The 15132-nt window shown below is 68.2% G+C and carries 14 protein-coding genes; 6 read left to right on the top strand and 8 right to left on the bottom strand.

Features of this window, described 5'->3' with window-relative positions; all coding sequences use genetic code 11:
* Positions 1-58: 58 nt before the first annotated feature.
* From WS66_RS10500 to WS66_RS10470, 7 genes are read right to left on the bottom strand one after another with little or no spacing between them, the layout of a single operon-like run.
* Positions 59-1105, bottom strand: a complete 1047-nt coding sequence (locus WS66_RS10500) for an ABC transporter substrate-binding protein (protein ID WP_059601304.1) — start codon at positions 1103-1105, stop codon at positions 59-61.
* Complete coding sequence (locus WS66_RS10495) at positions 1102-2253, bottom strand: NAD(P)/FAD-dependent oxidoreductase (RefSeq protein WP_059601306.1); 1152 nt, start codon at positions 2251-2253, stop codon at positions 1102-1104. The genes WS66_RS10500 and WS66_RS10495 overlap by 4 nt, the downstream gene beginning before the upstream one ends.
* On the bottom strand, positions 2246-3685 hold the full coding sequence (locus tag WS66_RS10490) for an FAD/NAD(P)-dependent oxidoreductase (RefSeq protein WP_059601308.1): 1440 nt from the start codon (positions 3683-3685) through the stop codon (positions 2246-2248). The genes WS66_RS10495 and WS66_RS10490 overlap by 8 nt, the downstream gene beginning before the upstream one ends.
* Complete coding sequence (locus tag WS66_RS10485; RefSeq protein WP_059601310.1) at positions 3682-4029, bottom strand: (2Fe-2S)-binding protein; 348 nt, start codon at positions 4027-4029, stop codon at positions 3682-3684. Before WS66_RS10485 ends, WS66_RS10490 begins: the two co-directional genes overlap by 4 nt.
* A complete protein-coding gene (locus WS66_RS10480) occupies positions 4029-4823 on the bottom strand; it encodes an ABC transporter permease (protein ID WP_059601312.1) in 795 nt (264 codons plus the stop codon). The genes WS66_RS10485 and WS66_RS10480 overlap by 1 nt, the downstream gene beginning before the upstream one ends.
* Entirely contained in the window at positions 4820-5809 is a 990-nt protein-coding gene (locus WS66_RS10475) for an ABC transporter permease (protein WP_059601314.1), read from the bottom strand. Before WS66_RS10475 ends, WS66_RS10480 begins: the two co-directional genes overlap by 4 nt.
* The gene (locus WS66_RS10470) at positions 5810-6892 is read right to left on the bottom strand and encodes an ABC transporter ATP-binding protein (protein ID WP_059601316.1); all 1083 of its coding nucleotides are present in this window, start codon (positions 6890-6892) and stop codon (positions 5810-5812) included.
* Positions 6893-7186: 294 nt separating this feature from the next.
* Between WS66_RS10470 and WS66_RS10460 the strand changes: the two genes are divergently transcribed.
* The 6 genes from WS66_RS10460 to WS66_RS10435 all read left to right on the top strand — a co-directional run bounded on the left by WS66_RS10460 (position 7187) and on the right by WS66_RS10435 (position 13365).
* Entirely contained in the window at positions 7187-8095 is a 909-nt protein-coding gene (locus tag WS66_RS10460) for an IclR family transcriptional regulator (RefSeq protein WP_059601318.1), read from the top strand.
* Positions 8096-8422: 327 nt separating this feature from the next.
* A complete protein-coding gene (locus WS66_RS10455) occupies positions 8423-9538 on the top strand; it encodes a porin (protein ID WP_059601819.1) in 1116 nt (371 codons plus the stop codon).
* A gap of 39 nt (positions 9539-9577) precedes the next feature.
* On the top strand, positions 9578-9799 hold the full coding sequence (locus WS66_RS10450) for a DUF3311 domain-containing protein (protein ID WP_059601320.1): 222 nt from the start codon (positions 9578-9580) through the stop codon (positions 9797-9799).
* Entirely contained in the window at positions 9796-11274 is a 1479-nt protein-coding gene (locus WS66_RS10445; RefSeq protein WP_059601323.1) for a sodium:solute symporter family protein, read from the top strand. Before WS66_RS10450 ends, WS66_RS10445 begins: the two co-directional genes overlap by 4 nt.
* 103 nt (positions 11275-11377) lie before the next feature.
* Positions 11378-12850 carry an amidohydrolase family protein gene (locus WS66_RS10440; RefSeq protein WP_059601325.1) on the top strand — a complete coding sequence of 491 codons (1473 nt, stop codon included), beginning with the start codon at positions 11378-11380 and terminating at the stop codon, positions 12848-12850.
* A gap of 131 nt (positions 12851-12981) precedes the next feature.
* Positions 12982-13365, top strand: coding sequence for a hypothetical protein (locus WS66_RS10435; RefSeq protein WP_059601327.1), 384 nt, complete (start codon positions 12982-12984; stop codon positions 13363-13365).
* 107 nt (positions 13366-13472) lie between these two features.
* On the opposite strand, the gene WS66_RS10430 is transcribed toward WS66_RS10435, so the two are convergent.
* Positions 13473-15035 (bottom strand): methyl-accepting chemotaxis protein, encoded by a 1563-nt coding sequence (locus tag WS66_RS10430; protein ID WP_059601330.1) that lies wholly within the window; start codon positions 15033-15035, stop codon positions 13473-13475.
* Positions 15036-15132: the final 97 nt, after the last annotated feature.

Here is a 15132-nt window from a genome sequence, read left to right as displayed (position 1 = left end):
CACTCCCGCAAATGATGGTCGCGGCGCGCACGGCCGTGCCCGCGCGCGCCGACGCCTGTTAACGCTCGATCTGCCGGTTCCAGCGCGTGTCCCACTGCGCGCGGCGCGCGTTGATCGCCGTCCAGTCGACCACCGTCACCTTGCGCACCAGATCGTCGACGTTGCCGAGGCTTTGCTGCATCGCGGCGGGCATCTTCGCGAGACGGTTGGTCGGGATCTGCTTGCCGGCCTCGGCCGCCTTCGTCTGCGCCGGCGCGGACAGCAGGAACTGCGCGAGCTTCTGGGCCAGTTGCGGATCCGGGTTGTTCGCGACCACGCACAGGTCGACGAGCAGCAGCACCGGGCCTTCCTTCGGGGTCGCATACGCGACCGGAATGCCCTTGTCCTGCAGGTCGCCGACGCCGGTCGGCGTCAGCGGGAACAGGCCGGCCTCGCCGGTCTGCACCATCTCGGAGATCTTCGCCGAGTTCGGGATGTACTCGACGACGTTCGGCCCGACCGTGCTCGCCCACTTGCTGAAGCCGGGCTCGACGTTCTGTTCGTTGCCGCCGAGCAGCCGGTTGATCGCGAGAAATCCGTGCAGCCCGAACGTACTGCTCGACGCCGACTGGAACACGACCTTGCCCTTGTATTTCGGATCGGCGAAATCCATCCACGACGTCGGCGGCGCCCAGCCTTTTTCCGCGAACAGTTTCTTGTTGTACGCGATGCCGGTCATCCCGAGCTGCACGCCCGCGCCGACGTCATCCTTCATCCGCGCGAACGGGTACAGCTCCTTCAGCACCGGCGAATCGTCGAGCTTCTGGCACACGCCGAGGCTGACCGCGCGTGCCATCACGCCGTCGTCGAGGAAGGCGACGTGGATCTGCGGCTTGTTGCGGTTCGCGAGCAGCTTCGCGAGCACGTCCGATGACGTGCCGGGTACCACGACGACCTTCACGTTATTCGCCTTCTCGAAGTCGGGCAGCACCTGGCTCGTGTAGGCCTTTTCCATCGGCCCGCCGTTCATGCCGACGTAGATCGTCTTCGTTTGCGCGAACGCGGGCGCGCCGGCGCCTGCGATGCAGAGGGCGGCAGCCGCCGCGATCGTTCCGAGCAGTTTCATCGTTGGGTCTCCTCTTGACGGAAAGGGGCGGTCGGCATGGTTCGCGGTGCGAAGCGGCCGATCGAGAATGCATCGAGTGGCGTGGCGGTTTCGCCGGTCGTGACGAGATCGGCGAGCACCTCGCCGACGCCCGGCGCGAGCAGGAAACCGCCGCCGGAAAAGCCGAACGCATGCAGCAGGTTCGGCGTGGTGCGGCTCGCGCCGATGATCGGGTTGTGGTCTGGCGTGCAGCCTTCGACGCCGCTCCACGTGCGGATCAGCAGCGCGTCGCGCAAGGCGGGCAGCAGCGCGCACGCATCGCGCATCACCGAGCGTGTCGTATCGACCGACGGCTGGCCGAACTCGCCGTCGCCGCTGCCGCGCCCGCCGCCGATCACGCAGTTGCCGCGCGCGACCTGCCGCGCGTACACGCCGCCGCCGTACACGCCGAGGTTGTGCGTGATGAACGGCGGCAGCGGTTCGGTCACCCACATGTTCGGATAGATCGGCTCCATCGGCACGGCTTCGCCGAAGCGCTCTGCGATCGTGTTCGCCCAAGCGCCGGCCGAATTGATCAGCCACGTTGCGGTGCGTGCGCGGTCGCCCGCATGAACGTGAAAGCGCGTGCCGTCGTACCGGACATCGTCGACCGGCGCGTGCTCGAATACGTCGGCGCCTGCCGCGCGGGCAGCACGCGCGAACGCGGGCGACACGACGCGCGGGTTCGCGTGTCCGTCGGTCGCGCACAGCGAGCCGCCGACCGCCGCGCGGCCGAGCCACGGATAGCGGCGACGGAACGCATCGCCGCGCAGCACCTGCAGCGGCAGGCCGTGCTCGCCGGCGAGCGCCGCATAGGCGTCGAGTGCATCGAGATCGGCGTCGCTGCGCGCGAGGCGCAAATGGCCCGACACGACGAACTCGCCGTCGATGCCGATCAGCTCCGGCAGGCGATCCCAGATGCGGCGTGCGCGCAGCGCGAGCGGCAGCTGTTCGGCCGGGCGGCCCTGGCAGCGCACGCCGCCGTAGTTCACGCCGCTCGCCTGTGCGCCACAGTCGCGGCGCTCGAACAGGGCGACGCGCAAGCCGCGCCGCGTCAGTACCAGCGCGGCCGATGCACCGACGAGCCCGCCGCCGACGATCGCGACGTCGTAGTGGCGAAGTTCATTCATCGCGCGCCTCGTCGGGAATCGCCGCGACATCGTCGCCCGCGAGCGCGGCGGAGATCGGAAACGGCTTCACCGGCGGTTGCGCGCGCAACCGACCGACGTCCGCGAGCGAGCGGCCGGTTTCCGCGGCGAGCACGAGTGCGGTCGCGTCGCCGCACATGCGGCCCTGGCAGCGGCCCATCCCGGCGCGTGTCAGCGCCTTCAACCGATTCAGCTCGGTCGCTTCGCCGCCGCGAATGCAGCGTCGCAGCGTACCCGCGTCGATTTCCTCACAGCGGCACACGATCGTGTCGTCCGGGCAGCGCGCGGCGAGTGCGGCGGGCGGCGCGAACGCTGCTTCGAGGCCCGCGCGGAACGTGCCGAGCCGGGCGAGCGTGCGTTCCAGCATCGCCGCGTCGGGTTTGCCGGAACGCGCGGGCGACGGCGTCTCGATGCCCGCATCGTCGAGTAGCGCCAGTGCCGCGCGTCGCCCGGACGCCTCGGCCGCGTCGGCGCCTGCGATGCCGGCACCGTCGCCCGCGACGTAGATGCCGTGCACCGACGTGCGGCCGGCCGCGTCGCGTTCTGGCAGCCATGCGTGGTTGAGCGGATCGAAACGGAACCGGCAGCCGGCGAGATCCGCAAGCTGCGTTTCCGAACGCAGCCCGAAGCCGAGGCCGAGCGCATCGCAGTCGAGCAGCCGCGGCGGCGCGTCACCGCCGGCCGCGCGCCAAGCGAGTCCCGTCACATGCCGCTCGCCGAGCACGCGCTCGAGCGTGACGCCCGTTTCGATCGCGACGCCGTGCGCGCGCAGCCAGCCGAGGTAGTAGAGCCCCTTCGCGAACGTGGACGGCATGCGCAGCAGCGCGGGAGCGGCCGCCGCCTGCTGGCGCAGCGGGCTCGTGTCGAGCACCGCCGCGACCTGCGCGCCGGCCTTCGCGTACTGGTAGGCGACGAGGTACAGCAATGGTCCCGTGCCCGCGAACACGATGCGGCTGCCGATCGCGCAGCCCTGTGCCTTCAGCGCGACCTGTGCGCCGCCGAGCGTGTAGACGCCGGCGAGCGTCCACCCCGGCACCGGCAGCATGCGATCGGTCGCACCGCTCGCGACGATCAGGTGCGAGAACGGCACGGTCGTCTCGCGGCCGTCCTGGAGCGCGTCGACGCGGCCCGCGCCGCACGCCCATGCGAGCGTGTTCGGCCGGTAATCGACGTGCGGCAGCAGCGCGGCCATGGTCCGGTGCACGGCATTGGCCTTCGCGGCCTCGAAGCCGTACAGTACGCGCTTGCCGCGCGCGAACGCACCGTCGGCCGGCGGTTGACGATAGATCTGTCCGCCCCAACGCGCGTTCTCGTCGATCACGACGGGGCGCAGCCCCGCGTCGACCAGCGCCTCGGCCGCGCGCACGCCGGCCGGTCCCGCGCCGACGATCACCGGTCGCAATGCGTCGTTCATGATGCATCTCCGGCTGCGGCGGGCTGCGCGCCGGTGAGAATCCGCATGCCGTCGACGATCGGCGTCGAGCATGCGCGCACGCGTGCGCCGGCCTCGGTGCGCACCCAGCAGTCCTGGCACGCGCCGATCAGGCAGAAGCCCGCGCGCGGCTTGCCGCTGAACTCGCTCACGCGCACACGGCGCTGCGCGACGAGGATCGCGGTAAGCACGGTGTCGCCGGCGAGCGCGTGCGCGGGTCGGCCGTCGAGCGTGAACGCGACGGCGTCGCGCTCGCGTTCGGCGATGCGCACGAACTGCGCGCCGTCGTCCGCGATGCCGGTGGAACGGGAAACGGAAGTCGTCATCAGTGTTGGCCGATCAGGATGCGGTTCAGGCCGTACACGCGATCGAGCAGCAGCATCGCGCCGGCGGTGATGAAGATGACGAGCGCCGACACCGACGCCATCATCGGGTCGATCGATTCGGTCGCGTACATGTACATGCGCACCGGCAGCGTGACCGTCTGCGGCGACGTGACGAAGATCGACATCGTCAGTTCATCGAAGCTGTTGATGAACGCGAGCAGCCAGCCGCCGGTGATGCCGGGCACGATCATCGGCAGCGTGATGCGGCGGAACGTCGTCCACGGATCGGCGCCGAGCGAGCACGCGGCCTGTTCGATGCTGCGATCGAGGCCGGTGACGGATGCGAGCACGAGCCGCATCACGAACGGCGTGATGACAATCATGTGCGCGAGCACCAGCCACGCGAACGAGCCGGTCGCGCCGATCAGCGCGAAGAACCGCAGCAGCGCGATGCCGAGCACGAGGCCGGGGATCACGAGCGGCGACAGCAGCAGGCCGTTCAGGAACGCGCGGCCGGGAAATGCCGCACGGCCGATCGCGAGCCCGGCGGGCAACGCGATCGCGAGCGACAGCGTCGCCGACGCGAACGCGAGCTTCACGCTGTTGGCAAATGCGGTGACGAAGTCCGGATAGTCGAGGATCGCGCGGAACCAGCGCAGCGACAGGCCGTGCGTCGGCAGCGTCAGTGTTTCGTCGGGCGTGAACGCGACGAGCACGACGATCACGAGCGGCGCGAGCACGAACAGGATCACGAGCGTGTGGAACGCCAGGGCGAACGGGCCGTTCTTTCTCATCGGGAAGCGCCTCCGAGGCTGCGCGCATAGCGGCGTTCGAGCACGCGGTAGTAAGTGAGCATCACGACGAGGTTCGCGACCAGCAGCAGCACCGCGATCGTCGCGCCGAGCGGCCAGTTCAGCGAGCCGAGGAATTCGTCGTAGACGGCGGTCGCGGCGACCTTCAACCGGCGTCCGCCGAGCAGGCCCGGAATCGCGAACGCGCTCGCCGACAGCCCGAACACCATCAGGCTGCCGGACAGCACGCCCGGCATCAGCTGCGGCACCACGATGCGGCGCAGCGTCGTGAACGGCGACGCGCCGAGCGACAGCGCCGCGTGCTCGGTCTGCGGATCGAGCCGCTGCAGCGCGGTCCACACGGGGATCACCATGAACGGCAGCATCACGTGCACCAGCGCGATCACGATCGCGAACGTCGTGTATTCGAGCTTGTACGGCCCGAGACCGACGAGCCCGAGCGCCTGGTTCACGAGCCCGCTCGTGTTGAGCAGCATGCTCCAGCCGAACGCGCGCACGACGACCGACACGAGCAGCGGCGCGAGGATCGCGAGCAGGAACAGCGAGCGCCACGGGTCGCGCATTTTCGACAGCACGTACGCTTCGGGCGTGCCGATCGCGACGCAGATCGCGGTGGTCAGCGCGGCGATGCCGAACGTGCGCGCGAAGATCGTGTGGAAGTACGACGAGCCGAGCACCTCCGCGTAGTTGCCGAACTGGAACGCAGCAATCGGGCCCGTGGCCGGATCGTAGCGGTAGAACGTGAGCGCGAAGGTCATCGCGAGCGGCACGAGCACGAGCGCGGCGAAGAGCAGGAACGCGGGCGCGCACATCAGCCACAGGGGCGCATGGGCGCGCCATGACGCACGCAGCGTGCGGCCACCGGTGGCGCGGAGCGGCGCCGTATCGACCGAAGCAGCGGCTCCGGCCGATTGCGCGAGCGCGGCCGGCGTGCCGTCGGTCGGGAGCGGTCGGGCAGGCTGTCCCATTCAGGCCTCCCGCCGCATCACGCGCACCGCGTCGCTGTGCCAGTCGACGCCGACCGGCGCACCTTCCGAGAGCGGCTCCGCGCCTTCGTTCTGGCAACACACGAGCACTTCTCCGAGCGCGCTGTCGACGCGGTACAGCCACTGGCTGCCGAGGAAGAAGCGGCTCGTGACCGTCGCGGCGAAACGGCCCGCGCCCGGCGCGCACAGTCGCAGTTTTTCAGGGCGGATGCACACCGACACGGCGTCGCCGATGCGCACGTCGCGCTCGCGCGCCGGCAGGTGCGCGGTGCGGCCCGTCTCCGCGAGATCGTGGCCGAGGTCGATGCGGATCGCGTCGCCGTCGTTCGCGACGATGGTGCCGGGCAGCAGGTTCGCCTTGCCGATGAACTGCGACACGAAGTGGTTCTCCGGGCGCTCGTACGCGCGGTACGGCGTATCGGTCTGCGTGATGCGGCCGGCTTCCATCACGACCACGCGATCGCTGATCGACAGCGCTTCCGATTGATCGTGCGTGACCATGATCGTCGTCGTGCCGATCTTGCGCTGGATGGCGCGCAGTTCGAACTGCATCTCTTCGCGCAGCTTCGCGTCGAGGTTCGACATCGGCTCGTCGAGCAGCAGCACCGGCGGTTCGATCACGACCGCACGCGCGATCGCGACACGCTGCCGCTGGCCGCCGGACAGTTCGCGCGGAAAGCGGTGCGCGAGCGCATCGAGACGCACGAGCGCGAGCGCCGCGCGGATGCGCTCGGCGCGTTCCGCCTTGTCGACGCCGCGCATGTCGAGGCCGAAGCCGACGTTTTCCGCGACGCTCATGTGCGGAAACAGCGCATAGCTCTGGAACACGATGCCGAGCCCGCGGCGGTTCGGCTTCATGTGCGTGATGTCCTGACCGTCGAGCGCGATGCGGCCGCGCGTGACGTCGACGAAGCCGGCGATCATCTGCAGCGTCGTGGTCTTGCCGCAGCCCGACGGCCCGAGCAGCGACACGAATTCGCCTTGTTCGACCGACAGGTTGACGTCGGCGACGGCGGTGAGTTCGCCGAACGATTTCGTCAGATCCGTAAGCGTGAGAAACGACATGGGGAGCTCCGGGTTCGCACACCGGATGGCCGGTGCGTCATTGACGCGGACTCTAGCCAGCCATATTGTCGAGCGTCAATTTCGAATTCTGCTCAGCGGGATGAATTTCTGAGAAATTCCGACTGGCGGAATACTTTTGAGCATGGAAGAAAAATCGTTCCGTTGAATGAAGGCTGGCCAGGCGGTGAAAAGCGCACGTCAATCCCGTGCACACCCGGATGCCCGACGCATTTCGGCGGCACGACAATGGCGTCTGGCATATTCCGTTCAATGAAATCATCGAGGAGAACTCGCATGCAGGAACCGCATTCGCGCGGAACGTCGCGTGCCGCACGCATGCCGTCCCCGGACGAGGACGCCGCTGCCGATGCCGCCGATGCTGCCGATGCGGCCGGCGCGCCGGGCACCGGCATGCTGCAGCGCGCGTTCGCGATCCTGCGCGCGCTGGCCGGCATGCAGCAGGACGGCGTGCGCGTCACGCACCTCGCGAAGGCCGTCGGCCTCACGCAAGGCACGGCGCACCGGATCCTGCAATCGCTGATCGCGGAGGGGATGGTCGAACAGGACGAGCAGTCGAAGCTGTACCGGTTGAGCGTCGACTTCTTCGCGCTCGCCGCGCTGGCCGGCAACCCGAGCAGCATGCGTACGCTGTGCCGGCCCGCGCTGCTGCGGCTGTGCGCGAGTCTCGGCGAGACGATCTTCCTGCTCGTGAAGAGCGGCTTCGACGCCGTGTGTCTCGATCTGTGCGAAGGGCCGTTCCCGATCCGCTCGTTTACCGGCGACATCGGCGGGCGCATCGCGCTCGGCGTCGGGCAGGGCAGCCTCGCGATCCTCGCGTTCCTGCCGGAAGCCGAGCGCGAGGAAGTGATCCGCTTCAACGTGCCGCGCATTCGCGGCTACGGCGTGCTCGACGAGGTGTACCTGCGCACCGAGATCGAACGCGTGCGCCAGCTCGGCTATGCAGGGCGCAACAGCGGCGTGCTCGACGGGATGGCCGGCGTCGCGGTGCCGATCCTCGACCGCACCGGTTATCCGGTCGGTGCGCTGAGCGTCGGCACGCTGGCGTCGCGCCTCGGTGACGACCGGATGCCGATGGTCGTCGAACTGCTGCGGCGCCAGGCCGACGCGATCGGCCCGCGCACGAACCCGTTCGATGCCGCATTGCGGCGGCCGATGCACGGGCTATCCGGGAAAACCGCGTAGCCGCCGCATAGCCGCATCACGCGTCGCCGTTTCGTCAGCTTGCACGTGCCATTCACGTCTGAGCAAAGTGCGCCACGTCACGCGGGCCTCGATGCTTTCTGTTTGCTTGCAGTCGCGCGCTTTTCCCGCCCACCTCCGCTTCGTCCGTCTCCATTCGATTTTCAACTGCCGGCCAGTTGAACATTTCATTTCTTGATGCGATTGCGGCTGGATACCATCCAGCCACTGTCCATACAAGCCGACCGGCGCGTATGGCCAGCATCGAGAAAACACAACACAACATCGACAAGACGGTTTGGAGAGGAGAAGACGGAGATGGTGCGAACGATGGGCAGGAAGACGGGCGTCGCGTGCATGAGCGCGGCCATTGCGATGATGTTCGCCGGCGCCGCGCATGCGCAGTCGACGGTGACGCTGTACGGGATCGTCGACGCCGGCGTGACCTACACGAACAACGCGAAGGGCCATGCGCTGTGGCAGTTCACGGGCGGCAACGAATCGGGCCCGCGCTGGGGCTTGATCGGCACCGAGGATCTCGGCGGCGGCCTGAAGGCGAACTTCCGGCTCGAGAACGGCTTCAACGTCGCGAACGGCGCGCTCGGGCAGGGCGGCCGGATGTTCGGCCGCTCGGCATGGGTCGGCCTGAGCGGCGCGAGCTGGGGTGCGGTGACGCTCGGTCGCCAGTACAACTCGACGCAGGACATCCTCGGTTCGCTGCAGATGAGCAGTTTCCTCGCGCAGTACTCGACGCATCCGTTCGATAACGACGACATCAACAACACGTTCCGCACCAACAACGCGGTCAAGTACGTGTCGCCGACGATCGCGGGCCTGCAGGCGAATTTGATGGTCGGGTTTTCGAACTCGACGGGCTTCTCGAACGACAACACGTGGAGCGCGGGCGTCACGTATGCGAACGGGCCGCTGAACGCGGGTGCCGCCTATGCGCGCGTGAACCATCCGGCGGCCAGCGCGACGGGCGCCGTCGCGTCCGACAACTACTACCCGGGCTCGGCGTCGGTGTTCGGCGCCGGCCTGTCGAACGCGGTGCGCCAGCAGATCTGGGGCGCGGGCGGCAGCTATGCGATCGGGCAGGCGACGCTCGGGCTGCTGTACACGGGCTCGAACTTCGGCCAGGCGACGGGCGGCGCGCTGCGTTTCAGCAATTACGAAGGCAGCGTGCGCTACCTGATCACGCCCGCGTTGATGGCCGCGGCCGGCTACACGTATACGAAGGTCGCGCGCGGCGGGGACGACGGTCACTACCAGCAGGTGTCGGCCGGCGTTCAGTACCTGCTGTCCAAGCGCACCGACGTGTACGTGAACGGCTTCTACCAGAAGGCGTCGTCGGGTGTGGGCCATGCGTGGATCGACGGCACCGACGGCCCGTCGTCGACGACGTCGCAGGTGGCGGCGGTGGTCGGCATCCGCCAGAAGTTCTGATGCCCTGACGCGTTCGCGCGTCTTCCGGAGGAGACATAGATGAAATTCAAACTGTTGCTGGCGGCGTTGCCGTTCGTCGGGATGTACAGCGGCGGCTCGATCGCCGAGGTGCGGCCGCTGCTGTTCGGCCTGCCGTTCCTGCTCGTATGGAACCTGATCTGGATGGCGGCGACCGCCGCGATCCTCGCGATCCTGTTCCACCTCGACGAGCGCGGCGAGGGCCATCAGGCCCGCGACGGCCGCACGGGAGACGCGCGATGAACGCATCGATCCTCATCATCGCGGCGTTCGCCGTGTTCGCGCTCGCGATCGGCGTGATGGCACGGCGCGGCCGCAAGCTCACGCTCGAACAGTGGGCGGTCGGCGGGCGCGGCTTCGGCTCGCTGCTCACGTTCCTGCTGATGGCCGGCGAGGCGTTCTCGACGTTCTCGTTCCTCGGCGCGAGCGGCTGGACCTACAGCAAGGGCGTGCCTGCGTTCTACATCCTGTCGTACGGCTGCCTCGCGTTCGTGATCGGCTACTGGATGCTGCCCGCGGTGTGGCGCTACGCGAAGGAGCGCGGGCTCGTGTCGTTCGCCGATTACTTCGCGTCGAAGTACGACAGCCGCGCGATCGGCGTGCTGGTATCGGTGGTGGCCGTGTTCGCCATGGTGTCGCTCCTGATGATCCAGCTGCGTGGCCTCGGCGTGATCGTGTCGGAGATGTCGTACGGGCTGATTCCGCAATCGGCCGCGATCTGGATCGCCGCGTCGTTGATGGCGGTCTACATGGTCGTGTCGGGCATTCACGGCTCCGCGAGCATCGCGATCTTCAAGGACGTGCTGATCCTCGCGATCGCGATCTTCCTCGGCCTGTACCTGCCGATGCACTATTACGGCGGCCTCGGCGAGATGTTCGCGAAGATCGACGCTGCGCATCCCGAACTGCTGCGCATGCCCGAGCACGGCTTCAACCTGAGCTGGTACAACTCGACGATCCTGCTCACGTCGCTCGGCTATTACCTGTATCCGCACGGCTTCACCGCGATCTACGTCGCGAAGGACGAACGCGCGCTGCGCCGCAACGTGATCCTGATGCCGCTGTACCAGGTGCTGATCGCGTTCCTGTTCCTCGTCGGCTTCGCGGCCGTGATGACCGTGCACGGGCTCGAAGGCGCGCAGACCGACCTCGCGCTGCTGCGCCTCGTGAAGCAGACGTTCCCCGCGTGGTTCGTCGGCATCGTCGGCGGCACGGGCCTGCTGACCGCGCTGGTGCCGGGCTCGCTGATCATGCTGAACGCATCGACGACGATCGCGCGCAACATCTACCGCGATGGCTTCGCGCCGAATGCGACCGATCGCGAGGTGACGAGCGTCGCGCGAATCGCGCTGCCGATCTTCACGCTGGTCGTCGTCTACTTCGTGCTGCGCGGCGGTGCCACCTTCGTCACGCTCGCGATCTTCTCGTCGAGCCTGCTCACCCAGCTCGTGCCGATGCTCGCGTCGAGCTTCCTGAAGCGGCCGTTCGGCACGCGGGAAGGGGCATTCGCCGGGATCGTCGCCGGTGCGATCGTGATCGCGATGACGAACTACTACGGCGTGACGCTCGCCTCGCTGTTCCCCGGCGCATCGAGCACGTTGACGTCGATCAACCCCGGGCTGGTCGCGCTCGCCGTGAACGCCGTCGTGTTCATCGCGATCAGCGCGGCGCAGCGCAAGCTGAAGGCGCGAGTGGCGGCACCCGTCCGCTCCGCATGACGTCACGATCGACATGCCGCCGTCGAGCCGCCGGGCAGCCGCCCGGCGGTTTTTCCGTTCGGCGGCCCCCTAACCATTTCGCATTCCAACAGGACACCAGGCGATGACGACCGAGGACAAAGCCGACGACCGGCGCGAAGCAATCGATACGCTGATCGCGAACGGCTGCGTGATCACGATGGACCCGCAGCGGCGCGTGATTGAGAACGGCGCGGTTGCCGTGAAGGGCGATCGCATCGTCGCCGTTGGCGACACCACCGGGTTGCAGGCGCGTTTCCGTGCCGCGCGCACGATCGACGCGCGCCGCAAGGCCGTGCTGCCGGGCCTGATCGATTCGCATGCGCACGCCGGCCACGCGATGCTGCGCACGATCGGCGGCGCGGACGGCGATGCGTGGTCGGCCGCGGCCGAGACGATCTATACGCGCGCGTCGGACGAGGCGTTCTGGGAAACCGAATCACACCTCGCGGCGCTCGAACGGCTGAAGGCCGGCGTGACGACGGGCGTGTCGCTGCTCGGCGGCGGCAACTCGATCATGCGCGTCGACGATCCCGTCTACGCGCGGCGCCATTGCGATGCGGTCGTGCGCACCGGCACGCGCTCGATCGTGGCGGTTGGCCCGTCGCGCCCACCCGCGCCGCGCGCGTACACGCGCCACGGGCCGGACGGCAGCGAGACGCGCGACGTCGATTTCGACACGATGTACGACGTGTGCGAGCGCATCGTCGACGCATGCCATGGCGATGCCGGCGGCCGGATCCGGATCGCGCTCACGCTGCCGGTGTACGGTCCCGAGCACGACCCCGAAGTCGCGCGGTACGAGCGCGACTTCCGCGACCAGGCGGCGCGCTACGGCGCGCTGGCGCGCGCACGCGGCCTGACGTTCACGCAGGACGGGCATCGCGCGGGCACGCTCGCGTTCGCGCATCGCGAACTCGGGCTGCTCGGCCCGACGTCGTTCATGTCGCACAGCATCGACCTGACCGACGACGACATCGCGGCGTGCGTCGAAACCGGCACCGCGATCGTCCACAATCCGAGCGCGATCATGTCGATCATCGGCCGCTGCCCGGTGCCCGAGCTGATCGATGCGGGGGTGACCGTCGCGATCGCGTCCGACGGCGCGGCGCCAGATCGCGGTTACGACATGTTCCGACACATGTGGCAGTGCATGCACTACCATCGCCGCCACTTCCGCGACCCGGACGTGCTGCCGCACGGCAAGGTGCTGGAGATGGTGACGATCGACGCGGCGAAGGCGCTGTCGCTCGATCGCGAAATCGGTTCGCTCGAAGCCGGCAAACTCGCCGACGTCATCCTCGTCGATCTGTTCCGCCCGCACATGATGCCGATGAACATGCCCGTGTATCGCGTGACGTGTTTCGCGAATGCGGCCGACGTGTGCATGACGATGGTCGGAGGACGCGTGCTGATGGAGGATCGCCGCGTGTTGTCGGTCGACGAGAACGAGATTCTCGAGCGCGTGACGACGGTCGCGGAGACGATGATCGCGCGCAGCGGGTTGCGGCACCTGCTCGATGAGCCGAAGACGCTGTGGGGGCGCAGTCGCTACTGAACGCCGCCGTGGCGGCAGTGGTTTGCGCGGTGCAATGACGGCGAGGTCGGCCCGGTTCGGGCCGGGTTTTTTTCTGGTTTCGCCGCCGACGGACATGCTAGGATTTCCGTCAAACAACTCCGGAGACTGCTATGCCGTTCATCTGCGAAAACGTTGAATGCCGCGCCGTGCTGGCTCGCGGTCAGGTCAAGCCCAGTCGCGAAGAAGCGGGGTGGTGTTTCTACTGCCCGGACTGCAAGGCCAGGAACGAGTTGACGATTGCCGGCGTGCCGGACGGTCCTGTCGAGTGGCATCAGCCGGAGAGAGCCAGTCCCCCGCACAAGGTCGTCGCGACGGCGCGCCCGCTGGAAGACGGCGGGTTCGCAGCCCATCTGCGCGTTCAGCGGGCGCTCGCCGTGAAAGGAACCTACGCGGCCGAAGAGCGCTGGGAGCAGCTCGGCGTATTCCCCGACGCGCAGGAGGCCGTCGCGCACGCGAAGTCCTTCGCGATGGACCTGCTGGCACGGGCGGCCTAGGCGCGAGCGGCCCGCCGGGCGATCCAGATTTTGCCGGCAACGACACCGGGCCGCGGCTCGGGTGTCGTGCCGCGCCGGCAGGCCCGACACCGGTCGGGCCGGTCACATCACGCCGCCGCCACATCTCGAAGACGGAATTGCGCGACGGCATCGCTCAGTCGTGCGCTCTGATCCTCGAGCGACAGCGCCGCGGCGGCTGCTTCTTCCACCAGCGCGGCATTGCGCTGCATGGTCTGCTCCATCTGGATGACCGCGGCATTCACCTGCTCGATGCCGGCGGATTGCTCGTCGAATGCGATGCTCGTTTCGCCCATGATCGCATTCACGCGCTCGACCGCGGCGACGAGATCGTTCATCGCCGAGCCGGCGAGTGCGACGAGGCCGCTGCCGTCTTCGACGCGCTGCGCCGAGTGGCCGATGAGTTCGCGAATCTCCTTCGCCGCCGACGCGCAGCGCTGCGCGAGCCCGCGCACCTCGGTTGCCACCACGGCGAAGCCACGCCCCTGTTCGCCCGCGCGTGCCGCTTCGACCGCGGCATTCAACGCAAGGATGTTCGTCTGGAATGCGATGCTTTCGATCACGCCGACGATGCCGGAGATCCGCGTGGAGCTGTGCGAGATCGCCGACATCGTTTCGACGACGCGCTGCATCGCGTCGCCGCCTTTCGATGCGATGCCGGCCGCGCCTTGCGCGTAAGTGCGCGCATCGCGCGCGTTGTCCGCGTTCTGCCGCACGGTCGCCGTCAGCTGTTCCACGCTCGCCGCCGCCTGCTGCAGCGACACGGCCTGCTGCTCCGTGCGCGCGGACAGGTCGACGTTGCCGCTCGCGATCGTGCGGACGTCGCCGACGATCGTCTCCGTGCTCGAGCGCACCTGATTCACGGTTTCGACGAGGCCGTCCTGCATCCGCTTCAATGCATTCAGCAAATACGCCATTTCGTTTTCGCCGGGAATGACGACCGTGCCGGTCAGGTCGCCTTTCGAAATCCTGTCGAAATGCGCGACGGCGAGATGGATCGGCGTGATGATCGCTTTCGCGAGCACGCGCTGCGCCAGGAAGCCGACGATCAGCGCGAACAGCGCGACCGCCACCATGGCCCACACGATCCGGTGGAAGCGCTCGCCGGCCGCGTCGTAGCGCGCCTTCTGGCGGGCGACCTGAAACGATTCGAGCGCGTCGATCGCTTCCTGGTAGGCGGTGAAGAGTGCCGGCGGCGCGGTGCGGTGCGTGTCGAGGAAGTCGAATGCGTTGTCGTGATCGAGTTGCGACATCGCCTTCAGGAACACCTGGTCGAGCAGCGTGCGACGGCGATTGCGCAGTGTGTCGAACAGCGTTTGCTCGTCGGCGTCGCGCGTGTGCAGGCGCGTGTACGCGTCCAGTTCGTCGTCGCTCTGCTTGAGGAGCGTGTGGAGCTGCGCGATTTCCGCCTTCGCGGGCTGGCCGGCGCTGATGATCTGCGCGACGTCGCTCACGCGTTCGCGCAGCACGAGCATGCGCTCCGAGCTGGTTTTCAGGTGCAGCAGCGACGCGGTGTCGTCGCGGTACATCGCTTCGAGCGAGCCGTTGCCCGCGTAGAGTGCGGCGATGCACGCGCCGACGACCAGCACGAGCAGCGCCGTATAGCCGGCGATGGTCGCGACGAGCCCGCCGCGGATGGTGAGTTTTCGCATGACGTTCCCTTGCCGGCGGCCCGACGGGCGGCCGACGGCGGATGTGGATTCCGGATCACGAACGACGACGGCGCGCCGCGTCGAAATGCGGGGCGCC

Source organism: Burkholderia sp. LA-2-3-30-S1-D2 (genome assembly GCF_001523915.2).
GTDB lineage: Bacteria > Pseudomonadota > Gammaproteobacteria > Burkholderiales > Burkholderiaceae > Burkholderia > Burkholderia diffusa.
This window is presented reverse-complemented; position numbering and strand designations above follow the sequence as displayed.